This window comes from Streptomyces sp. NPDC028305 (assembly GCF_055569495.1).
In genome coordinates this window covers 1,140,422-1,162,099 of the sequence record NZ_JBVHTN010000002.1, presented here as the reverse complement: position 1 = coordinate 1,162,099, position 21,678 = coordinate 1,140,422, and the positions used below count along the sequence as shown (strand labels likewise).

Here is a 21,678-nt window from a genome sequence, read left to right as displayed (position 1 = left end):
CACCGCGACCCGCACGTACTCCCGACACCCACGGCCAGAAGAGGGAGAGGAAACGCATGCAACGCGTACGGGGGCAATCCTTCTGTCAGGGGCCCGAGCCGGACCGCACCGAGGACGATCCGCGCGACGCCGTGCAGGCGCTGCTGACGGCCGCGGACTCCGCCCCCGGCGGGGCCGTCGTCACCGTGGCCGCGGACGGTTCGACGACCGCGCTGCCGTACCCCGAACTTCTGCTGCGGGCCCGGCGGCTGCTCACCGGGCTCCGTGAGCGCGGTCTCGGCCCCGGCGGCGCGGTGGTGCTGTGCGGCCTGCCTCTGGCCGAGTTCTTCCCCGCCTTCTGGGCCTGTGTGCTCGGCGCTGCCCGCCCCGTCGTCATCGCGGAGCACCCTGCCCCGGGCTCGCCGACCCTCGAACGGCTCCTGCATGCGTGCGAGTTGCTGGACCGGCCGCTGGTGCTGAGCGACCCGGTCGTCGCGGCGGGGCTCGCGCGGTCCGCGCCGCAGCTCCGGGTCGTGGCCGCGCAGGACTGCCTGCACGCGACGCCCGCGGCCGGCCACATCGAGCCGAGCGCGTCCGACACCGCCCTGCTGATGCTGTCCTCCGGCAGCACCGGCGTGCCCAAGGCGGCGCGGCTGACGCACGCCGGCCTGGCGGAGTTCGCGGCCGGCGCCCGGCGAATCCTGGACGTCGGTCCCGACGACACCATGGTGAACTGGCTGCCGGTCGACCACAGCGGCGCGTTCCTGCTGTACCACATGCTCGCCGTCTTCACCGGTTGCACCAATGTCCACGCGCCGACCGAGCTGGTCCTCGCCGATCCCCGGCGCTGGCTCGACCTTCTCGATGAACACCGGGCGCAGCACAGCTGGGCTCCGACCTTCGCCTACCAACTCGTCGCGGACGCGCTCGCGGAGCGGCCGGAGGGGAGCTGGGACCTCAGCCGCGTCAAGTCCCTGCTCTGCGGGGGCGAGCGGATCGCGCTGCCGGTCCTGACCCGGTTCCTCGACGCCACGGCCGCGTACGGCATCCGGCAGGGGCACATCGTCCCGGCGTGGGGGATGGCCGAGACGGTCACGGCCGTGACCTACGGCCGGCTCGACCGGCCCGGTACCGTGCACCGCCTGCTCAAGAGCAGCCTGAGCGGCCACCTGACACGAGCCGGTGAGGAAACAGCCGAGGACGACTGCGTCACGTTCGTCGCGGCCGGGGCACCGGCGCCCGGCGTCGCCCTGCGCATCGTCGACGATCACGGCGAACTCGCTCCCGAGGGCAGAATCGGCCGCCTCCAGGTGCACTCCCCCGCCCGTCTCACCCCCGGCTATGTGAGGAACCCGGACGCGGACGCCGCGGCCTATCCCGCCGGGCGGGACTGGCTGGACAGCGGGGATCTCGCCTTCCTCGACGCGGGCCAGGTCGTCATCACCGGCCGGCGCAAGGACCTGATCATCCTCAACGGGCACAACGTCTACTGCCACGAGGTCGAGGAAGCCGCCACCGCGGTCGCCGGCGTCCGGCAGGGGGACGTGGCCGCCTGTGGCATCCCCCACCCGGAGCGGGGCACGGAGGAGGCGGCCGTGTTCTTCGTGAGCCGTGGCGCCACCGATGACGTACGGATCGCGGCCGAGGTGAAGGCGGCGCTGTTCTCCAGGCTCCGGCTCGCCGTGACGCATGTCCTGCCGGTCCCGCGAGACGAGTTTCCCAGGACGCCCGCCGGAAAGGTGCGCCGCGCCGAGCTCCGGGACCGGCTGACGGGAGGCGAATTCACCGCGGTCACGGCCACGGACCCGCGCACCGAGATGGATCCTGACGCGGTCACGCGGGCGGTGCGGGAGGAGATCGGCGCGGTGCTGGGGCGGCCGGTGGACACGGACCTGCCGTTTTACGAGCTCGGTCTGACCTCCGTGCTTCTGGTGCGCCTGCGGGCCCGGCTGGAGGAGCGGCTCGGGACGCGGATCGCCCAGACCGCCCTCTTCGAACACCCCACCGCCGCCGCGCTCGCCGCGCATCTGTCCGGCGCCGCCGGCACACGGGCCGAACCCACGCACGCCGGCCTCGTCCCCGAGGACACCACCGATCGGCGTATCGCGGTCGTCGGACTGTCCCTTCGTTTCCCGGGCGCGGAGACGCCGGAGCAGTTCTGGGCCAACCTCCGCGACGGCGTGGTCAGCGTCCGGGCCTTCGACGAGGAAGATCTTGTCGCGGCGGGTCTGCCGCCCGAGTCCGTGAGCGCCCCCGACCTCGTGCCCGTCGGCGGAGTCCTCGACGGGGTCGAGGAGTTCGACGCGGACTTCTTCGGAATGCCCCCCAAGGAGGCCGAGCTCACGCACCCCGCGCACCGGCTGTTCCTGGAGTGCTGCCACCAGGCGCTGGAGGACGGCGGCTACGCGGCGGCCGAACCGGGCACCCGGATCGGCGTGTTCGCGGGGTCGGGTATGAACCTGTACGACCACCAGCTGCCATCGGCGTTCGGATCGCCCGACGCCATGGCGGACCCCGCCACCGGCCTGCAAACGGCCATCGGTCGCCAGCCGGACTTCCTCGCCTCTCGTGTCGCCTACCGGCTCGGGCTCACCGGCCCCGCCATCGGTGTGCAGACGGCGTGTTCCACCTCGCTGGTCGCCGTACACCTCGCGGCTCAGGCGGTGCTGAGCGGGGACGCGGACCTGGCGCTGGCGGGCGCCGCGGCCGTGCACTTCCCTCAGGAGACCGGCTACCGCAGCCACCCCGGGTCGATCCTGTCGCCCACCGGGCGCTGCCGTGCCTTCGACGCGGAGGCCGACGGCACGGTCGGCGGCAACGGTGTGGCGGCCGTCCTGCTCAAGCGGCTCGACCGTGCGCTGGCCGACGGGGACACCGTGCACGCGGTGATCCTGGGATCCGCGGTCAACAACGACGGCGCGGACAAAGTGGGCTTCGGCGCACCCGGCGTCGCGGGACAGGTCGAGGTGGTACGCCAGGCGTTGCGCAGGGCGGCCGTCCCGGCGGACACGATCTCGTACGTGGAGGCACACGGGACGGGCACGCGGCTCGGCGATCCGGTGGAAGTGGCGGCCCTCGCCCGTGCCCTTGGCGAGGGCACCGAGCGCAGAGGATTCTGCGCGGTCGGCTCGGTGAAGCCGAACATCGGCCACCTCGACAGCTGCGCCGGTATGGCGGGGCTGATCAAGACGGTCCTGATGCTGCGCCACCGCACGCTGGTCCCCACGCCGCGACTGACCCGGCCCAACCCCGAACTCCGCCTGGACGACGGCCCGTTGACGCTGGCCACCGAGGTGAGGCCGTGGTCGCCACCGGGCGGTGTGCCGCGCCGGGCCGGAGTCAGCGCTCTCGGTGTCGGCGGCACCAACGCGCATGTCGTGCTGGAGGAGTCTCCCGCACGGTCCGAGGCGTCGACGGCCGCGCCCGAGCTGCCCGTGCTCGTGCCGGTGTCGGCCCGCGACGCGCAGGCCCTGGACGAACTCACCGGCCGGCTCCGCGACCGCTTACGGCAGCGGCCCGAACTCGCGGCCGCGGACGTGGCGGCCACCATGGCGCTCGGCAGGCCGCACCGCGGGGTGCGGGCCGCGGCCGTCGGCCGGACCGCCGAAGACGTCGCCCGCGCTCTGGCGGAGCGGCGGGCGCCGCGGGGCGGCCCTCTTGGGCCGCTTGCCTTCGCCTTCCCGGGACAGGGCAGCGCGCGCCACGGGATGGCGAGCGGACTCTACGCCGCGCATCCCGCCGCCCGGCGCGTACTGGACCGGTGCGAGGAGATCTACGCGGGCGAGTTCGGCGGAACCCTGTTGCCGCTTCTCCTGGCGGAGCCGTCCGCCGAGAGCGAGGTCTGGCCCTCCGAGACGGCCCAGGCCGCCCTGTTCGCCCACCAGTCGGCGCTCGCCGAGGTGTGGCGCGCGGCGGGTGTCCGCCCCACGCTGCTGCTGGGCCACAGCGTCGGCGAGTACGCGGCGCTGTACGCGGCCGGCGCGCTGACGCTGGAGGCGGGGCTGCGGCTCACCGCGTGGCGCGGACGCCTGATGCACAGGGACTGCCCGGCCGGTGGCATGCTCGCGGTCCGCGCCGACGCGCACACCGCGCGGCGCATCGCCGATGTCGCCGGTGCCGAAGTGGCCGCGGTCAACGGGCCGCGCGCTCACGTCATCTCGGGTTCGCGCCAGGCCCTGGACGAGGTGGCGAAACTGCTCGACCAGGAAGGACTGCGCCGGCGGGCGCTGCCCGTCGACCGGGCCTACCACTCGGCCGCGATCGAACCGGCCCTGCGGGGGTTCCGGGCCCACGCCGAGAAAGTGGCGTACCGCCCGCTGCACACCCCGCTGGTGACCGCCGCCGACGGGGAGGTGCGCCGCACGGGCTGGACCGTGGACGCGGACTACCTCTGCCGTCAAGCCCGGCAGCCGGTCCGCTTCGACCTGGCCGTGGCCCGGGCCGTCGGGGAAGGGTGCGAGGACTTCGTGGAGATCGGGGCCGGGAACACCCTCGCCGCCCTCGGCCGGCACTGCGTACCGGAGAGCCGGTGGACGGCCGGGCAGGGTGTCGGTGACGGGGCGGCGGCGCAGACACACGGGCTGCTCACCTCGCTCGGCTCGCTCTACCGCAGGGGAGCCGAGCTGGACTGGCGCGTGCTCACCGGTGGCGGGGGCCGGGTGTCGCTGCCGGGGCACCCGCTGCGAAGACGCCCGGTGGCGGCTCCGGTCCCCCGGACACTCCCATCGCCCTCCCCCACGAAGGTGTCTGTCCTGCCGGGTGAACTTCTGGAGGCGGTTCGTGAGCTGACCGCGGCCAAGCTCGGTATGGACGTCTCGGACGTCACGCCCGACAGCTCCTTCTTCGAGTTCGGCGCGGACTCGCTCTCCCTGATGGGCATGACGGCGGAGCTGGAACAGCGGTACGGCGTACGCGTTCCGGTGCGCGAGTTGTTCGACTCGGCCGACACACCGCGCAGGCTGGCCGAGCACCTGGCGCGCCTGGGCGGCGATCCGGCCGGGAAGACCCCTCGGGACGCGTCCGCGGCGGAGCCGCCCGACGCCGCCCCGACGCCTGTGTCCCGCACGGTTCGGACGGCCTCGGTCCCGACGCCACCCGCACCGGCGGCACCCACCACCGCGCCGCACCCGGGATGCGACTTCAGCCTGTACTTCTTCGGCGACTACCCGGAGGACGCCGAGCGTGACAAATACGCGCTGATCATGGCGGCGGCGGAGTTCGCCGACCGGCACGGCTTCCACGCCCTGTGGTTCCCGGAGCGCCACTTCAACTCCTTCGGCGCGCTCTTCCCCAATCCCTCGGTACTCGCCGCCGCGCTCGCGGGCAGGACCAGCCGCATCCGGCTGCACGCCGGTTCGGTCGTGCTGCCGCTCCACCACCCGGTCCGGGTCGCCGAGGAGTGGTCGGTCGTGGACAACATTTCCGGTGGCAGGGCAGGCCTGTGCCTGGCGAGCGGCTGGCACGCCACCGACTTCGCGCTCGCCCCGCAGCACTTCGGCCGGCACCGCGAAGTGATGTACGAGCAGCTGGCGACCCTGCGGCAGCTGTGGTCGGGACGGCCACTCGCCATGACCGCGGGAGACGGCGAGCCGGTCGAGATTCGGCTGCACCCGCGTCCGCTACAGGAGCGGCTTCCCCTGTATGTGGCGGTGGTGGGCAACCCGGACAGCTACCGCCGGGCGGCCGCCGAGGACCTGGGCGTGGTCACCAACCTGATGACGCAGACCGTCGAGCAACTGGCCGAGAACATCGCCCTGTACCGGCGCACGCGTGCCGAACACAGCCTCGACCCGGCGGCGGGCCGGGTCGTGGTGCTCGTGCACACCTACCTCGGCGACGACGCGGAACGGGCACGGGCCGAGGCGTACCGCCCCTTCGTCTCCTATCTGCGCTCCTCGCTGTCCCTCTTCGACCAGGTCACCAACAGCCTGGGCTTCGACGTCGACCTGGACAGCGCCCCCGAGGAGGACGTGGAGTTCCTGCTCGGGCGCGCCTACGAGCGCTACTGCGACTCCCGCGCCCTGATCGGCGATGAGCACAGTGTCACCGGGACGGTGCGCCGGCTGGTGGCCGCCGGAGTGGACGAGATCTCCTGCTTCGTCGATTTCGGTATCCCGGCCGAGCGGGTGCTGGCGGCGCTGCCCGCCCTCGACCGGATGCGCCGCCGGAACCAGCCCCGGGAGCGGGAGCAGGCCGCCCTCGTGCCGGAGCGGATGCCGCTGTCGCCGGCGCAGCGCCGCATCTGGTTCCTGGAGCAGCTGCACCCCGGCACCAGCATGTATCACGAGCCGAAGGCGATCCGTCTGGACGGCCCCCTGAACATCCCGGCCCTGCGGTGGGCGTTGCGGCGGGTCGCGGAGCGGCATCCCGCGCTGCGCACGGTGTTCGGGGTCGCCGACGGAGTGCCGTACCGGGAGACACTCGGCCGGACACGGCTCGAGTGTCCGGTCGAGGACCTGGGCGGGGCGACGGAGGAAGAGGCGCTGCGCGCCGCGCTGGAGACCGAAGGGGGCCGACTCCTCGCCCTGGACACCGGCCCGCTGGTCAGGGCCCGGCTGCTGCGCCTGTCGGAGGAGCGGCATGTGCTCTTCCTGCTGGTGCATCACATCGTCTTCGACTCCTCCTCCACGGTGGTCCTGGTCCATGACCTGGCCGCCTACTACCGCTCCTGGCCGAACGGCGAGCCCGCGCTGCCGCACCTCGCCGAGGCGCCCCCGCCCGGCGAGCCGAACCCCGCCGAGGTCGGCGAGTCCCTGGAGTTCTGGCGGCGGGAGCTGAGCGGCGTCCCACAGCTCTCCCTGCCCACCGACCGGCCCCGCCCGCCGGTGCGGTCGGGAGCGGGAGCGAGCCTCACCCATGAGCTGGACGCCGAGCTCGTGGGCGGGTTACGGACGTTCGCCGCCGCACACCGCGCCACCCTCTTCATGACGCTCATCAGCGCCATCGGCGCGGTGCTCGGCCGGTTCAGCGGGCAGCGGGACGTGGTCCTCGGCACGGCGGTGGCCGCCCGCCCGGCCGGCGTCGAGCATCAGGTCGGTCTCTTCCTCGACACCGTCGCCCTGCGGCTGGACCTCACCGGCGACCCGGACTTCCCGACCCTGCTGCGCCGGGTGCGGCAGCGGAGCACCGCGGCGTACGAACACCGCGGCGTGCCCTTCGACGAGCTGGTCGGTGCGTTGAACCCGCACCGCGACCCCGGCCGCAATCCGCTCTTCCAGGTGATGGTGGAGTACGAGAACGAGGGCGAGGTGGACTTCGATCCGCCCCGGCTGACGTCCACGCTCCTGGACATGCCGAGTGGCCGCGCCCCGTTCGACCTCAGCGTCTATCTGACACATCACCGTGACGGCGTGCGGTTCATGGTCGAGTACGACACGGCTCTGTTCGACGAGACCACCGTGCGCCGGTTGGTGGACTACGTGGAGCAGACGCTGCGCCGCGCCCTCGACGCCCCCGGTGCGCCGCTCGGCGAACTGACCGCCGTCACCAACCCCGACCGGGACACCCTGGCCCGCCTGGGACACCCGGACGAGCCGCCTCCCGACACCGAGGACACCCTGCACGCCCTGTTCGAGCGGCAGGCGCGGCGCACCCCGGATTCCGTCGCGCTGATCAGCGGCGAACGGCACGTCGGCTACCGGGAGTTGGATGCGGGGGCGGACCGGCTCGCCCGGCGGCTGCGCGCCCGGGGCGCGGTGCGCGGGGAGCGGGTGGCGGTGCTTCTACCGCGCGGCCCGCAGCTGATCACCGCCCTGCTGGGCGTGCTCAAGAGCGGCGCCGCGTATGTGCCCCTCGACCCCTCCGTACCCACCCCGCGGCTCGCCGGGCTCCTCGACGACTGCGCGCCCGTCCTGCTGCTGACCTCCGACGCCGCCCTGGCGCTCCACCCGGACCTCGCGGCACGGCTGCCCGTACAACTGGCCGGGGATATCGACGACACCCTCCCGGCCGATCCCCTTCAGGGCGGGGCCCGTCCCGAGGATCCCGCCTACTGCATCTACACCTCGGGCTCGACCGGCCGCCCCAAGGGCGTGGTCGTCCCTCACCGAGGCCCGGCCAACCTGGTGCGCGGACACCTTCGGGACCATCCGGCGCTGCGTACCCTTCAGTGGACCTCGGCCGCGTTCGACGTCAGCGTGCAGGAGATCTTCACCACGCTGGCCTCCGGGGCCGCGCTCGTGCTGATCGGCGACGAGGTGCGGCACGATCCCGCGGCCCTGGCGCAGGTGGTGCGGCGCCACGAGGTGCAGCGGATGTTCATGCCCTGCACCCCGCTGAAGTATCTGATCGGGACCGGGCCCCGGCTGCCGTCCCTGCGCGAGCTGGTGTCGGCCGGTGAGGCACTCCAGCTCACCGGTGCCTTCCGCCGCTTCCTCGCCGCGCACCCGCGGTGTGCGCTGTACAACCAGTACGGGCCCACGGAGGCCTCGGTCATCGTCACCTCGCACCTGGTCGACCCGGGCGGCGAGGAGTGGCCACCGATCGGCACCCCGGTGCCCGGAGCGCGGATCTCGCTCCTGGACGGTGCCGGGCGGGAGGTGCCCGTGGGCGCGGTCGGCGAGATCTGCGTGGGCGGCGCCCCGGTCGCGCTCGGCTACCACGGCCGACGCGAGGAGACCGCCACCGCTTTCCTCGACGACGGCGCGGGCGGGGTGCTGTACCGGACGGGAGATCTCGGGCGCTGGCGTGCCGACGGCGCCCTGCACTACTGCGGCCGGGCCGACGACCAGGTCAAGATCCGTGGACACCGGGTCGAACCCGGCGAGGTCCTGGCGGCGTTGACCGCGCTCCCCGGCATCCGGGACGCCGCCGTCGTACCCCGTCGCGACCGGCACGGAGACACGGAGCTGGTCGCCTATGTGGTGCCCACGGACTCGGCGTCCTTGGCGGCCGATGTCGGGCGGCTGCGCGCCGCGCTCCCCGACCATCTGGTGCCGCGCCACTGGGTGTCCCTGGAGCGGCTCCCCGTGAACGCCTCCGGCAAGCTCAACCGTGCCGCCCTGCCCGAGCCCGACGCCGACGACGGGTTCCGGGAGGCCGACGACGGGCCCGTCACCCCCCTGGAGAAGGCGCTGCACGACCTGTGGTGCGAGGAACTCGACGCGCGGCGGATCCCGTTGGCCGCTTCCTTCTTCCGGCTCGGCGGCCACTCCCTGGGCGCGATCAGACTGCTGAACCGGATGCGGGACCGCCTGGACATCGACCTCGCCATGGCCGACTTCTTCCTCGACCCGACCATCCGGGGCGTGGTGGCCCGCCACGAGCCGGCCCCCGCGCACGAGGTGGTGGACACCGCGCCGATGCCGTCCACCATGCGCCGCCTGTGGCATCGCCACCATGAACGCGCCGACCCGAGCGTCTACAACGTCGCCCACCGCGTCGACCTGCGCGGCGATCTGGATCCCGGGACCCTCGCCCGGGCCCTGCAGGATCTGGTGCGGCGCCACCAGGCGCTGCGCGGCCGGGCGGCGCGGCACGACGGCGGAGCGTACGTCGTCGAGATACTGGCCGAGGTGCCCGTGGATCTGCCGGTCACCGACCTCTCCGCACCCGCCGAGGACACCGCCTCCGTCGAACGATGGTGCCGGGAGCAGGCATCCCCCGCGTTCGCGATGGATCGGGCACCGCTGTTCCGTTTCCGTCTGGCGCGTCTCGGGGCGGACCGCTGGGTGCTGGTGACCGTGTTCCACCACGCCATCTGCGACGGCTGGTCCCTGGGGCTCATCTGGCGCGACCTGCAAGAGCTGTACAACGCGCGGCGGGCCGGCCTCGACGCCCGGCTTCCCGCCCTCACCACACAGTTCGCGGATATCGCCCGAGCGGAGCACGAGCTGGGTGACGAGCGCAGAGCGGAGCTCGAACGGTTCTGGCGTACCGAACTCGACGGCGCTCCACTGCGCGCGGCCCTGCCCTGCGACCGGCCGCGGCCCGAGATGTTGTCCGGCCGGGGCGCCCTGCACACCGTGGTCGTCGACGGCGGGACACCCCGTCGGATCGGGGACACCGCGACACACCTGGGCACCACCCCTTACGCCGTGCTGGCGGCGGCGTTCGCCACCTGGCTGGCCGGGGTGTGCGGCGGGTCCGCCGACGTGGTGCTGGCCGCGTCCAGCGCGAACCGCCTGCGGTCCGAGCGATCCGAAGTGGTCGGGCTGTTGGGCGACGCCGTCCTGCTGCGCGCCCGGATCGGCGAGGCCGAGACCTTCGCCGCCCTCGTGACTCAACTCGGCGGAACGCTGTTCACGGCGCTCGACCACCAGGAACTGCCGCTGACGGATGTGGTCGAGCTGGTCTCCCCGCAGACCGGGGACATGCCGTTCCCCACCGTGCTGTTCACCGTCGTCACCACGCCACCGCCCGCTCTTGACCTGCGGTCGGTGTCGGCCTCGGTGCGCGCGCTGCCCATGTCGGGTGTGGCCCGGAACGAGCTGTACGTCGTCCTTCAGCCGCAGGACGACGCCATCACCGTGGTGTTCGAGTACTCCACGGATCTGTTCACGCGGGCCACCGTCGAGGAGTGGGGTTCGGGCTTCACCCGGCTCCTGGGAGAGGTCGCGAAGGACCCGGAGCGCCCTCTGCGGACCCTGCTGGGTCCCTGATCACGCCGCCGGGGCCCATTGGCGGGCCCCGGCGCCGTCAGGCCCGGACGACCCGGATGCCGGCCTCGGTGAACGGGGCGACGAGTTCGTCGGGGGCACCGGTGTCGGTGACCAGCACATCGATCTCGTCGATCGCACAGATGCGGGCGAACGCCCGGTGGCCCAGCTTGGTGCTGTCGGCCACGACGATCACCCGCTCCGCACGGCGGGCCATCAGGTGGTTGATGCTCGCCTCGCCCTCGTGGTGGGCGGTGGCGCCCTGGGTGAGGTCCAGCGCGTCCACACCGATGACGGCCACATCGAGGGAGACCGCGTCGAGCACCCCGGTGGCCAGCGGGCCCATCAGCTCGAAGGACTGGGGGCGGGCGACGCCGCCGGTGAGCACGATCTTGATCTGTGGGCGCACCGCCAGCTCGCTCGCGATGTTCAGCGCGTTCGTCACGATGGTGACGGCGGGGGCGCCCCCGGCGGCGGCCAGGTCCGCGCGTGTGCCGATGGCGCGGGCCGCCTCGGTCGTCGTGGTCCCGCCGTTGAGGCCGACGATCGCGCCGGGGTCGACCATACGGGCGACGGCGGCGCCGATCCGCTGCTTCTCGGAGGCGCGCCGGGCGGTCTTGTAGCGCAGCGGCAGGTCGTAGGACACGTTGTGCGCCACCGCGCCGCCGCGGGTGCGGGTGAGCATCTGCTGTCGGGCGAGTTCGTCGAGGTCGCGGCGGATCGTGGCGGTGGAGACCGCCAGCTCGGCCGCCGCCTGTTCGAGGTCCACCCTGCCGTCCCGGGCCAGCAGCTCCAGCAGGGCGTTCCAGCGTTCGGGCCGTTTCACTCCGCGCCTCCCTCGCCCCTCGTCCCGCTCTCGACCAGCGCGGCTCACCCTATCGCGACCTGACAGGAACGCTGGACTTCTCTGCAAAATCATGCGCATTATCGGCCCGTACGATGCAACTCACATCACGCTGCCTGCTCATTCACGCATAACAAGGGGAGCCGTATGAGCTACACCGAGGCCGAGATCGCCAGCCAGCCGGACTGCTGGCGCCGCGCCGCGCATCTGGTCGGGGAACCGGGCGGAGCGGTGCGGGAGGCGCTGCCGCAGGCGGGCGAGCGGGTCGCCGTGGTCGGGTGCGGCACGTCGTGGTTCATCGCCCAGTCGTACGCGGCGCTGCGCGAGTCGGCAGGCCAGGGCGAGACGGACGCGTTCGCCGCCTCGGAGATGCCGGCGGGCCGCCGCTACGACCGGGTGCTCGCGCTGTGCCGGTCCGGCACCACGACCGAGGTGCTCGAACTCCTCGGCCGGCTGCGCGGCACCGCGCCGACCACGGTGGTCACCGCCGTGCCCGGCTCCCCGGTCACCGAGGTGGCGGACTCGGTGGTGCTGCTCGACTTTGCCGACGAGGAGTCCGTCGTACAGACCCGCTTCGCGACCACCGAACTCGTTCTGCTGCGGGCCCATCTGGGGGCGCCGCTGGACGGTCTCGAGGCCGACGGGCGCGCGGCGCTCGCCGCTCCGGTGGCCGACGACCTGCTCGAGGCCGAGCAGTTCACCTTCCTCGGGCGGGGTTGGACGTACGGGCTGGCGCAGGAGGCCGCGCTCAAGATGCGCGAGGCGGCGGGGGCGTGGACCGAGGCCTATCCGGTGATGGAGTTCCGGCACGGTCCGATCAGCGTCACGGGTCCGAAGAGCGTGGTGTGGTGGCTCGGCGAGGGCCCTTCCGGCCTGGAGGAGGAGATCGCGGCCACCGGCGGCCGGCTGGTGGGTGACGGCCGGGATCCGGTGGCCGAACTGGTGGCGGTGCAGCGGCTCGCCGTCGCGATCGCCCAGGCGCGCGGCCTCGATCCGGACCACCCCCGGCATCTGACCCGCTCGGTGATCCTCGGCTGATCGCGACACCGGAACACCTGAACACCGAACCAACAGATCGACGAGCAGCGGAAGGAGCCGGACCATGCCGCTGGTGGCGACCGGCGAGATCGTCGGGCCGGCCGTACGGGCCGGGCTCGGCGCGGGGGCGTTCAACGTCATCCAGATCGAGCACGCCCAGGCGATCGTCGCCGGGGCGGAGGCGGCCGGGGCGCCGGTCATCCTTCAGATCAGCGAGAACGCCGTGCGGTACCACGGGGCGCTGGCCGCCATCGGGCGCGCGGCCGTGGAGGTCGCGGCCGCGGCCCGGGTGCCGGTCGCCGTGCACCTGGACCACGCCACCGAGCCGGCCCTGGTGCGGGAGGCCGTGGGGCTCGGGTTCGGGTCGGTGATGTTCGACGCCTCCGCGCTGGACTACGAGGCCAATGTGGCGGCCACCGCCGAGGTCACGGCCGACTGCCACGCCTATGGGGTGTGGGTGGAGGCGGAGCTGGGAGAGGTGGGCGGGAAGGACGGGGTCCACGCGCCGGGGGCCCGTACGGACCCGGCCGAGGCCGCCGCCTATGTCGCGGCGACCGGCGTGGACGCGCTCGCGGTCGCGGTCGGCACCTCGCACGCGATGGTCGTCAAGGCGGCGGTGGTGGACCTCGGGCTGGTGGCGGCCCTGCGCGCCGCCGTGCCCGTGCCGCTGGTGCTGCACGGCTCCTCCGGGGTGCCCGAGGCGGATCTGACCCGGGCGGTCGAGGCGGGCCTGACGAAGGTGAACATCGCCACCCACCTCAACGTCGCCTACACACGGGCGATCCGCGACCATCTCGCGGCGCACCCCGAGGCCGTCGACCCGCGCCGCTATGTCGCGAAGGCCCGCGACGCGGTGGCGCGCGAGGTGGCCCGACTCCTCCCGCTGCTGCGCGCAGTCGCGCTCTGACCCAGCCCCTTCCGGCACCTCGGTGGCGTGCCGTCAGCGGGCTCATCGGAACACGGTGCCTTGGCGGCCACCCCGAGTGCGCCCAGGACGGCGGCCGAGGTCCAGCCCCGCTCGGGTCCTTCGATGACGCCGTAGAGCAGGGCCACGAAGCCGAGGACGAGCAGCGCGGTGGCGGGCAGATCGGGGTGCGCGGCCGCGTCCCGGAGATCGCGGGCGAGTTGGGATAAACGGGCCGTGCGCGGAGGGCTATCCGCGCCCGACAGTTGACATGATCTTATCAAGTCGCCACAGTGCAGGGGAGGTTAGGAAAGGTTCCTAACAAAGGGGTGATGTCATGCGTAAGCGACTCGCGTTCGCGCTCGCCGGCGCCGGTCTGCTGGCCGTCTCCGTCACCACGGGCGCCGGTGCCGCCACCCGGGGCCCGGCACCGGCCCCCAAGTCGGCCAACGAAGGCACGGTCACGGCGGCCCAGTTACTCGCCAAGGTGCAGAGCTGTTCGCAGATATCCAACGGCAAGTACCGCACCGACGACGAGACCTCGGCCACCATCCCGGTCTGCGGCGCCAACGGAGCGGTCTTCTGGAAGGCCGACATGGACATCGACTGCGACGGCCAGGTCACCTCTCGGTGCAACGGGGACACCGACCCGTGGTTCCAGGACGACACCGCCTTCCACCAGTCGGACGGCAAGCCGCTCATCGCCGACAAGCTGCCCTACGTCGTGGTGCCGAGCGCCAGCTCCACCTGGAACTACAGCCAGGCGGGCATCAAGGGCGGCGGCGTGGTCGCCGTCATCTACAACAACAAGGTGCAGTACGCCGTGGTCGGCGACACCGGACCCACCAAGATCATCGGCGAGGCGTCCTACGCGACGGCCAACGCGCTGGGGATCGACCCCGACCCGGAGACCGGCGGCACGGACTCGGGGGTGACGTACATCCTCTTCAAGAACTCCTCGGTGTCGCCCATCGAGAACCACGACAAGGCGGTCTCCGTCGGCGACGGCCTGGCCAAGCAGTTCATCCAGAACAACTGACCCATCCCCCGGCGCAACCACCCGGCGCCGGTACGGCGTGCCATTGTGCGGAAGCGCGGCCCTGGGCATGATCACAGGTCGGGCCCAGGGCCGAACCGACGACGCCGGGGGACACGTCATGCCGCAGGAGCCGCCCACATCCACGAATTCCGCCGCCAGCGGGCCGAGGTGCGTCCACCAGCTGTACGAGGCCCATGTGCGCCGCGCCCCGGACGCGGTCGCCGTCGTCCACGGCCGGGACCGGCTGACGTACCGTGAACTGGACGAGCGTGCCAACCGGCTGGCGCGGCATCTGCGGGAGGCGGGCCTGCCCAAGGGCGGGCTGGTGGCGGTCTGCCTGGGCCGCGACGCCGAGGTCCTGACCGCGATGCTCGCGGTACTCAAGGCGGGCGGGGCTTATGTGCCCGTGGAGCCGAGCGCGCCGCCGTCGTTGCTGCGGCACGTGCTCGCGGACGCGGGGCTGTTCGCCGCCATCACCCGGGAGTCGCTGCGGGTCATGGTGTCCGACACGGTCCGCTCGGGCCGGCCGGTGATCTGCCTGGACACCCAGGCCGAGGCCGTCGCCCGCCGGTCCGCGGAGCCCCTCGACGCCCGGGCCGGCGCCTCGGACCTGGCCTGCGTGCTGTACACCTCCGGCGCGGCCGGGCGGATGCCCAGGGGCGTACTGCTCGAACACCGCCATCTGGTGAGCGCCTACGAGGGGTGGCGAGTGGTGTACCGGCTCTCCCCCGAGGACCGGCATCTCCAGACGACCCCTTCGGAGTTCGCCGGATTCACGGGCGACTGGGTCCGTGCGCTGTGCTCGGGCGGCGCGCTGGTGTCGGCGGGCCGGGACGAGGACCTGGACCGGGCGGGCGACGCCGCCCCGCTGCACCGGCTGATCGTCGACCAGTCGGTGACCGTCTTGGCGTGCGACGTGCCCACCGCCCGGGGTCTGCACCGGCATCTGCGCTCGCGGGGCGCGGACCTCGGGGACGTCCGGCTGATCGCGGTCTCGGGCGACAGCTGGTATCTGGACGAACTCCAGGCCCTGCGCCGGACCCTGGGGCCGCATGTGCGGCTCCTGAACGTCTACGGCGTGACCGAGGCCGCCGGGTCGGGGACGTACTTCGAGCTGCCGGACCGGCCCACGGTCACCGACCACCCGGAGCGCGTCTCGCCGATCGGCACGGCGTTCCCCGGCGCCGCCGTCGCCGTGCTCGGCCGGGGCGGGGCGCCCGCCGCGTGGGGCGCACGGGGTGAACTGGGCATCAAGGGAACGGTCGTGGGCCGCGGCTATCTCAACGGCCCGGCCTTCACCGCCAGTCGCTACCTGCGCACCGGCGACCGCGGCCGGGTGCGCGACGACGGAGGGCTCGAACACCTCGGGCGAGTGGCCTCGCACGCCGACGCCGAGGCGGTGCTGCGCGGGCATCCCTCGGTCGGGGAGTGCCTGGTCACCAGCGTCGAGAACGCCGAGGGCCACAAGACCCTGACCGCCTACGTCACCCCGGTGGACGGCGGCGAGGTCGACCCGAGCGAGCTCAGGCTGTTTCTGGCCACCCGGCTGCCGTCCACCCGGACCCCGCGCACGGTGGTACGGGTGGCCTCGCTGCCCCGCACCCGGGCCGGCAAGCTCGACCGGAGCGCCCTTCCGCAGCCGGCGCGGCGCGATTCAAAACGGCGCGCGTCGGGCGGGAAGGGGACGCTGTCGGTCGACGGAGGTGAAGGGGGCAACCTATGGGGCGCCATCGCGGGGATCGCGGCGCTCTTCTCCTTCCTGTCCTTGATGCTCACCGACGCCCTGTGGCCGTATTCGACCGATCTGTCGCTCGTTCCCAACCCCTGGGCGGCGCTGTTCACCGGGCTGTACGTCTGTGAGTCGCTGGCCTTCGGGCTGGGGATGGGATTCCTGTTCGACGGGCGGCCGTTGGTGGCCCGCCACGGGCGCTCCCCCGCCCTGACGAGCGCCGCGCACCTCGCAGTGGTCTGGCTGCTGATCGCGTGGTGGCCGCAGGACAACTACTACCGGCTCGCGGCCAAGACGGACTGGGCGCGGCAGGCCGCCCTCGTCTACGCCTTCAACGTCACGCTCATGATCGCCGCCGCCGTGGTCGTCGCGTTCGTCGCGGCGCGGCCCGGGAAGACGGACCGGAGCTGACGCCGGTGTCCAGGAACATCCGGCCCAAGGCGTCGTTGGCCGAGCGCACCACCGCCTCCGCCGCGTCGAGGGCGCCCGGGGTTCGGGCCGCGAGGGCCACGCCCACGTAAGGGTCCGGCTCGAAGGCCGCCGTCACCACCGTCGGCAGCAGCGTCACCCCGAGCACGCGGCACCGGCGGGACAACTCGTCGAGGTGGCCGGCCAGTACCGCGGCCGGGAGCCGGGCGCCCAGCGGCAGCCGGTCCAGAGTCCGTACGACGGGCCGGCCGCCCCGGAGCCGGGCCAGCCTGGCCTGGATCATGAACGCCACGGCCGGGCCGGTGAGCCGGAGGTTGATCTCGACAGGGGCGAGCCGGCCCGCCCGGTCCCTGACGAAGTCGACGTCGTACCAGCCCCGATAGCCCTCGACGGCCAGGGCTCGGCCCACGGCCGCCGCGAACCGCCCGGCGACCTCGGCGGGCGCGTCGGGGACGACGCCGGGGCCGATGGTGACCCCCTGGTAGCTGGTCCCGTCGATGTCCATCACGCCCGCACCCACGGCGTGGACTTCACCCTCGTCGTCGACCAGGGCGTCGAAGGTCAGATTGCGGAGGGGGTCGGAGCCGGATCCATCGACGTACTCCTCGATCAGCACGGCGCCCCGCGCCACCCGTGAGGCGACGGCCCGGGCGCCCCCAGCCTCGGCGACCTGGCGGGGCGTCACCACGGTGGTGCCGAAGCCGCCCACCCCGTACTCCGCCTTGACCACCACCGACGCACCGGCGGCGGCTCGGGCGGCGAGCGCCCGGGCGGCCCGCCGACGCGATGTCACACGCTCCTGGGCGGGGACGACGATGCCGGGATGGGCCGGGGCCAGGGCCTGGAACAGCCGGTGGGCGGTCGCCTTGGACTCATAACGACGCGTCACGCACAGCGCCTCGCCGGGGCCGGAATCCGATCCGGGCCGAGCCGTCATCCGCTCGGACTCCGGCGTACGGCCCCAGGAGATCACCGGCAGACCGGACTCCCGGATCCGCTCCAGCAGCGCCGGACGGGACCGAAGCCCCTCGATCACGCCGCCGTCCTCGCCCGCGACCGCGCCGTACACCTCTACGTCCTGCCACTCCAGCACGCGCGCCAGCTCCCGCGCCCAGAAGTCCTCGACCTGCCGGGGGAGGACGAGGATGCGGGGGTTCGGGCTGTGGAAGGCGGCCAGGCAGGCGTAGTGGCCCCCGGCCCGCCGCACCGCGGGCGAGCCGTCGGCGAACTGGGCGTTGAAGTCGCCGACGTTTCCGATGTGCACGGCCGGTGCCCCGCCGGTCCACGCCGCCACCCAGGAGAGCTCCGGCAGTCAGGGCCAGGCGGCCAGCAGCGGCAGCGCCCGGTCAGGTATGGATCCGGACGGTGCGTCGCCGACCCGCTCGGCGCCCATGGCCAGATAGAAGGCCTCGGCGTGGGGATCGGCCTCGATGGTCAGCCGGGTGAAGCCGAGCCGGCCCGCCTCCCGCAGCACATGCCGGTACAGCAGCCGCCCCACTCCCCCGCCGATCGCCTCCGGGTCCACGAACAGCATTCCCAGCTCGCCCTCGGGGCCGGCCCCCTCCAGTGTGGCGAAGCCCAGGATCCGCCCGGCCTGCTCCGCGACCGTGGTCCGACGGGCCGCCACCTCGCCCGGGCGCAGCCGCAGTTCCTCCCGGCACGCGGCCAGGAACGCCGCGTCGTACCCCCAGTGACCCTTCGACCTGAGCGCCAGCTCGCTCAGCGCCTCGGCCTCGTCCTCCCGCCCCGCCCGCAGTCGCCGCTCCGCAGGCCCGGCGGACGCCCTCCCCGGCCGATCATTCGTCATGTACAGATCCTGCCACCTCGGTCGATGAGTTTCCGTACGCCGGCCGGTCTTCCAGGGTGAACGCAGCGAGAGGAGGTGGACGTTGACCGCTCATGACGAGACGCCGTCGCGCCATGGCCCGGGGCCGGAGGCCGCCGACGGCCCCGCCGGCCGGGCGGGGAGCGCCCCGGCCGTGCTGGTCCTCGGCCCCGCGGTCGGCCGCGCCGACGTGCCCGGGATGTGCGCGCGCCTGGGCACACTGGCGGCGCGCCACGGCCCGGAGGCCGGTCCGGTCGTCGTGGACGTGAGCGCGGTGCGCGCGCCGGATCTGGCCGTGCTCGAGGCGCTGGCCCGGCTGGGGCTCACCGCCCGGCGCCTGGGCCGCGGGCTGCTGCTCCGCGGCGCGGGCGGCGAGTTGCGGGCCCTGCTCGCCCGGTCCGGGCTGGACACCGTGCTGCCGACGGCGGACCTACCGGGGGGCGGCGGGGTCGAGCCGGGCGGGGAGACCGAAGAGCGGAAAGAGCCGGGGGGTGTCCAGGAAGGCGTTGAGCGCGGTGACCCGGCCGGCTGACACTTCGAGGATCTGGAGCGCCCAGGGCTCATGGCCGCCGTCCGGGGCGGGGCGGTACTGGCCGAAGGCGGGCGAGCCGTTCGCCACCGTCGGGATCAGGCGTGACCCGCAGCAGCCTATGCCGGGGCCCAGCATCCACTGGCGGATGTCGGCGTGGCCGCGCATCCACAGCGCGTAGGGCGGCATCGACAGCGTGGCGTCCTCGTGCAGCAGTGAGGTGAGGGAGTCGAGGTCGTAGCGCTCGAAGGCCTCGACATACCGGGCCAGCAGGGCGCGCTGCTCCTCGTCGAGCGGCTGGACGGGGTCGGTGGCGCTGATACCGCTCGCGGCGATGGTGGCCCGCGCCCGCTGAAGTGCGCTGTTGACCGACGCGACCGTGGTGTCCAGCAGCTCGGCCACCTCGCTCGCCTTCCAGGCCAGCACCTCCCGCAGGATGAGCACCGCCCGCTGCCGGGGGGCCAGGTGCTGAAGCGCGGCGACGAACGCGAGCCGCACCGACTCCCGCTGGGCGGCCAGCTCGGCCGGGTCGCCGTCCTCCGTCACGATCCGGCCGTCGGGGGCCGGCCCGACCCACGCGGTCTCCGGCAGGGGCGGGCCCAGAGGTGAGGAGGCCGTGGCCACCGATGTCAGGTCCATGGGCCGGGCGCGGCGCTGGCTGCCGCCCAGCATGTCCAGACACACATTGGTCGCGATGCGGTACAGCCAGGACCGCAGCGCCGACCGGCCCTCGAACCGGTCGAGGCCGCGCCAGGCCCGCACCATGGTCTCCTGGACGGCGTCCTCGGCCTCGAACGCCGAGCCCAGCATCCGATAGCAGTACCCGGTGAGCTCCACCCGGTGCCGCTCCAGCTGTGGCTCGGCCTCGGCCGCGCCCTTCGTCGCCAGCACTTCACTCATCGCAAAACCCCTTGTCGACCGTTGACCGCCTTGTCCATGACCGCGCTCCGGTATCCCATGGACGCAAGGTAGCGGCTGGGTACGACAATCCCCCGGCGCCGAGCCCACGACGAGCCCACCGGGCCCCCGCCGACGGGTGTACGGCGCAGGCCCGCGGGGTGCGCGGCGCTCAGGTCACCGGACGGGCGTGGACCGTGGAGGAGTGCACCTGGTGTCCGCCGCTGGCCAGCATCCGGACCTCGGCGCGGTCGCTGATCTCGGCCCGCACGATGCCGGTGTCGTCCGCGTACACCGGGTGTCCGCCCGGCCCGCTGCTGTCCGTGCGGTGCACCACCACGATGTCCTCGGTGATGTCCTCGGCCGCTGGGGCCGAAGCGTCCGGATGCACGAATATCAGTTCGTATCTCTCACGACGCGCCATGACACGCCCTCCTGCCACGCCATCCCGCCCCACTCCCCAAACCGGGACATTCAACACTATCGAACGGGCTCGGTCGCGCAAGAGCGCGGGCTTCGAATCAGGGCGGCGCCATACGCCAGGAGCCAGACGACCCACATCAGCCAGCCGACGAGACCGAGGCGGCCGAGCGGCCCGGCCTCGTCGATGATCCAGGGGGTGAGGGTGCCCGAGGAGAACAGCAGCACGGCCGACAGCAGCCCCAGGGTGCCGTGCCAGGGCCGGATCAGCCCGGCACGCAGGCCGCCCACGGACAGGCCGACGAGCGCGAGCGCCAGGAAGGTGCCGTTGAGAGTGAACAGCGCGTCGTGCAGCGCCCACAGCGCCGAGGTCGCGCCGTCGTGGCCCCCGGCCACCGAGACGAGGGCGAGGCGCAGCGCTATGACCGCGGCGAAGGCGGCGTTCTGGAGGACCAGCCCGGCGAAGCCGAGCAGCGACCAGGCCTCGCCCCGGTCCCGCTCGGACCGGTGCAGCGCGGACACCGCGCCCGCGCCGAAGAGCGTGGCCAGCACCCAGGCGGCGGGGGTGAGCACGGACCCGGCGGCGACGGCGTCGCCCTCCGCGCCGAAGAAGGCATCGACCTCCCCCACATCGGCGCCGGTGAGCGGCATCCCGGCGGGGACCGTGATCACATTGCCGAGCACGATCAGGAAGGCGAAGCCGAGGGCGGCGATGCCGCTGATCCGGGAGAAGGCCATGCCTGTCCCCAGGCGTGATTGACGTATCATGTATTGATTATAAGCAGCGTAAAGCCAAAGGCGGCAAGGAGCACCCCATGAGCACAGAGCCGAACCGGCGTCGCTATGACTCGGTGCGCCGCGCGACACAGGCCCAGCAGACCCGGGCGGACATCGCCCGCGCCGCCCGTGGGCTGTTCGTCTCCCAGGGGTGGGCGGCGACCACCGTGCGGGACGTGGCGCGCGAGGCGGGGGTCTCCGTGCCGACGGTCTACGCGGCGTACGGCAACAAGGCGGGGCTCACCCGGGCCCTGGCCGACGCGGCCGACCTGTCGGCCGACGCGTCGCGGATGCTCGCGGAGCTGGAGGACCCGGCGGCCGACCCGGCGCGCCAGCTGGCGGCGATGGCCGCCTATGACCGGCGGCTGTTCGAGCGCGCGGGCGACGTCATCGCGCTGGTGCGCGAAGCGGGCCGCGCCGAGCCGGAGCTGGCGGCGGTCTACCGCGACGGCCGCGCGCGGGGGGACGAGACCCGTGTGCAGGTGTTCTCGTCCTGGCCGGCCGGAGTGCTCCGGCACGGCCTGGACGTGCGGTCCGCGGTCGATGTCTACGCGGCCGTGTGCAACATCGACGTCTACACCGTGCTCACCGTGGAACGCGGCTGGTCACCCGAGCGGGTCGAGCGGTGGTGGGGCGAGGCGCTGGCCCGCGAACTCCTCGGCTGAGGAGCTGT

The 21,678-nt window shown here is 73.3% G+C and carries 13 protein-coding genes; 7 read left to right on the top strand and 6 right to left on the bottom strand.

All coding sequences use genetic code 11. From position 1 onward, the window contains the following. Nucleotides 1–56: 56 nt before the first annotated feature. Entirely contained in the window at nt 57–10,577 is a 10,521-nt protein-coding gene (locus ACZ4WQ_RS11155; protein ID WP_468022176.1) for an amino acid adenylation domain-containing protein, read from the top strand. 37 nt (nt 10,578–10,614) lie between these two features. Here ACZ4WQ_RS11155 and ACZ4WQ_RS11150 read toward each other — a convergent pair whose 3' ends face one another. After that, nucleotides 10,615–11,400 carry a DeoR/GlpR family DNA-binding transcription regulator gene (locus tag ACZ4WQ_RS11150; protein WP_311722988.1) on the bottom strand — a complete coding sequence of 262 codons (786 nt, stop codon included), beginning with the start codon at nt 11,398–11,400 and terminating at the stop codon, nt 10,615–10,617. A 165-nt stretch (nt 11,401–11,565) separates the two neighbouring features. Between ACZ4WQ_RS11150 and ACZ4WQ_RS11145 the strand changes: the two genes are divergently transcribed. The 4 genes from ACZ4WQ_RS11145 to ACZ4WQ_RS11130 all read left to right on the top strand — a co-directional run bounded on the left by ACZ4WQ_RS11145 (nt 11,566) and on the right by ACZ4WQ_RS11130 (nt 16,539). Further along, nucleotides 11,566–12,456 (top strand): SIS domain-containing protein, encoded by an 891-nt coding sequence (locus ACZ4WQ_RS11145; RefSeq protein WP_385341986.1) that lies wholly within the window; start codon nt 11,566–11,568, stop codon nt 12,454–12,456. Between the two features lie 64 nt (nt 12,457–12,520). Beyond that, nucleotides 12,521–13,363 (top strand): class II fructose-bisphosphate aldolase, encoded by an 843-nt coding sequence (locus tag ACZ4WQ_RS11140; protein ID WP_468022175.1) that lies wholly within the window; start codon nt 12,521–12,523, stop codon nt 13,361–13,363. Between the two features lie 334 nt (nt 13,364–13,697). Continuing rightward, nucleotides 13,698–14,399 (top strand): glycoside hydrolase family 75 protein, encoded by a 702-nt coding sequence (locus ACZ4WQ_RS11135; protein WP_311722991.1) that lies wholly within the window; start codon nt 13,698–13,700, stop codon nt 14,397–14,399. A 118-nt stretch (nt 14,400–14,517) separates the two neighbouring features. Continuing rightward, nucleotides 14,518–16,539 (top strand): AMP-binding protein, encoded by a 2,022-nt coding sequence (locus ACZ4WQ_RS11130; protein ID WP_468022174.1) that lies wholly within the window; start codon nt 14,518–14,520, stop codon nt 16,537–16,539. Here ACZ4WQ_RS11130 and ACZ4WQ_RS11125 read toward each other — a convergent pair. Beyond that, entirely contained in the window at nt 16,472–17,851 is a 1,380-nt protein-coding gene (locus ACZ4WQ_RS11125) for an ATP-binding protein (RefSeq protein WP_468022173.1), read from the bottom strand. The genes ACZ4WQ_RS11130 and ACZ4WQ_RS11125 overlap by 68 nt on opposite strands. An 18-nt stretch (nt 17,852–17,869) precedes the next feature. Further along, entirely contained in the window at nt 17,870–18,364 is a 495-nt protein-coding gene (locus tag ACZ4WQ_RS11120) for a GNAT family N-acetyltransferase (RefSeq protein WP_311722994.1), read from the bottom strand. Between the two features lie 82 nt (nt 18,365–18,446). Between ACZ4WQ_RS11120 and ACZ4WQ_RS11115 the strand changes: the two genes are divergently transcribed. Beyond that, nucleotides 18,447–18,914 carry an STAS domain-containing protein gene (locus ACZ4WQ_RS11115; protein WP_398376894.1) on the top strand — a complete coding sequence of 156 codons (468 nt, stop codon included), beginning with the start codon at nt 18,447–18,449 and terminating at the stop codon, nt 18,912–18,914. Here ACZ4WQ_RS11115 and ACZ4WQ_RS11110 read toward each other — a convergent pair. From ACZ4WQ_RS11110 to ACZ4WQ_RS11100, 3 genes are all read right to left on the bottom strand, one after another. Next, nucleotides 18,813–19,811, bottom strand: coding sequence for a sigma-70 family RNA polymerase sigma factor (locus tag ACZ4WQ_RS11110; RefSeq protein WP_468022172.1), 999 nt, complete (start codon nt 19,809–19,811; stop codon nt 18,813–18,815). The two genes, ACZ4WQ_RS11115 and ACZ4WQ_RS11110, sit on opposite strands and share 102 nt — an antisense overlap. Before the next feature lie 169 nt (nt 19,812–19,980). Beyond that, nucleotides 19,981–20,232 (bottom strand): DUF6296 family protein, encoded by a 252-nt coding sequence (locus ACZ4WQ_RS11105; protein ID WP_311722997.1) that lies wholly within the window; start codon nt 20,230–20,232, stop codon nt 19,981–19,983. 56 nt (nt 20,233–20,288) lie between these two features. Further along, complete coding sequence (locus ACZ4WQ_RS11100) at nt 20,289–20,996, bottom strand: 2-oxoglutarate/malate transporter (RefSeq protein WP_468022171.1); 708 nt, start codon at nt 20,994–20,996, stop codon at nt 20,289–20,291. Nucleotides 20,997–21,043: 47 nt separating this feature from the next. Here ACZ4WQ_RS11100 and ACZ4WQ_RS11095 point away from each other — a divergent pair, with 47 nt between their 5' ends. Then, nucleotides 21,044–21,670 carry a TetR/AcrR family transcriptional regulator gene (locus ACZ4WQ_RS11095; protein ID WP_468022170.1) on the top strand — a complete coding sequence of 209 codons (627 nt, stop codon included), beginning with the start codon at nt 21,044–21,046 and terminating at the stop codon, nt 21,668–21,670. Nucleotides 21,671–21,678: the final 8 nt, after the last annotated feature.

Bases quoted from the DNA above. Each gene is read 5' to 3' on its own strand.
- ACZ4WQ_RS11155 (WP_468022176.1), top strand. From the start codon at position 57: ATGCAACGCGTACGGGGGCAATCCTTCTGTCAGGGGCCCGAGCCGGAC.
- ACZ4WQ_RS11145 (WP_385341986.1), top strand. From the start codon at position 11,566: ATGAGCTACACCGAGGCCGAGATCGCCAGCCAGCCGGACTGCTGGCGC.
- ACZ4WQ_RS11140 (WP_468022175.1), top strand. From the start codon at position 12,521: ATGCCGCTGGTGGCGACCGGCGAGATCGTCGGGCCGGCCGTACGGGCC.
- ACZ4WQ_RS11135 (WP_311722991.1), top strand. From the start codon at position 13,698: ATGCGTAAGCGACTCGCGTTCGCGCTCGCCGGCGCCGGTCTGCTGGCC.
- ACZ4WQ_RS11130 (WP_468022174.1), top strand. From the start codon at position 14,518: ATGCCGCAGGAGCCGCCCACATCCACGAATTCCGCCGCCAGCGGGCCG.
- ACZ4WQ_RS11120 (WP_311722994.1), bottom strand. From the start codon at position 18,364: ATGACGAATGATCGGCCGGGGAGGGCGTCCGCCGGGCCTGCGGAGCGG.
- ACZ4WQ_RS11110 (WP_468022172.1), bottom strand. From the start codon at position 19,811: ATGAGTGAAGTGCTGGCGACGAAGGGCGCGGCCGAGGCCGAGCCACAG.
- ACZ4WQ_RS11105 (WP_311722997.1), bottom strand. From the start codon at position 20,232: ATGGCGCGTCGTGAGAGATACGAACTGATATTCGTGCATCCGGACGCT.
- ACZ4WQ_RS11100 (WP_468022171.1), bottom strand. From the start codon at position 20,996: ATGATACGTCAATCACGCCTGGGGACAGGCATGGCCTTCTCCCGGATC.
- ACZ4WQ_RS11095 (WP_468022170.1), top strand. From the start codon at position 21,044: ATGAGCACAGAGCCGAACCGGCGTCGCTATGACTCGGTGCGCCGCGCG.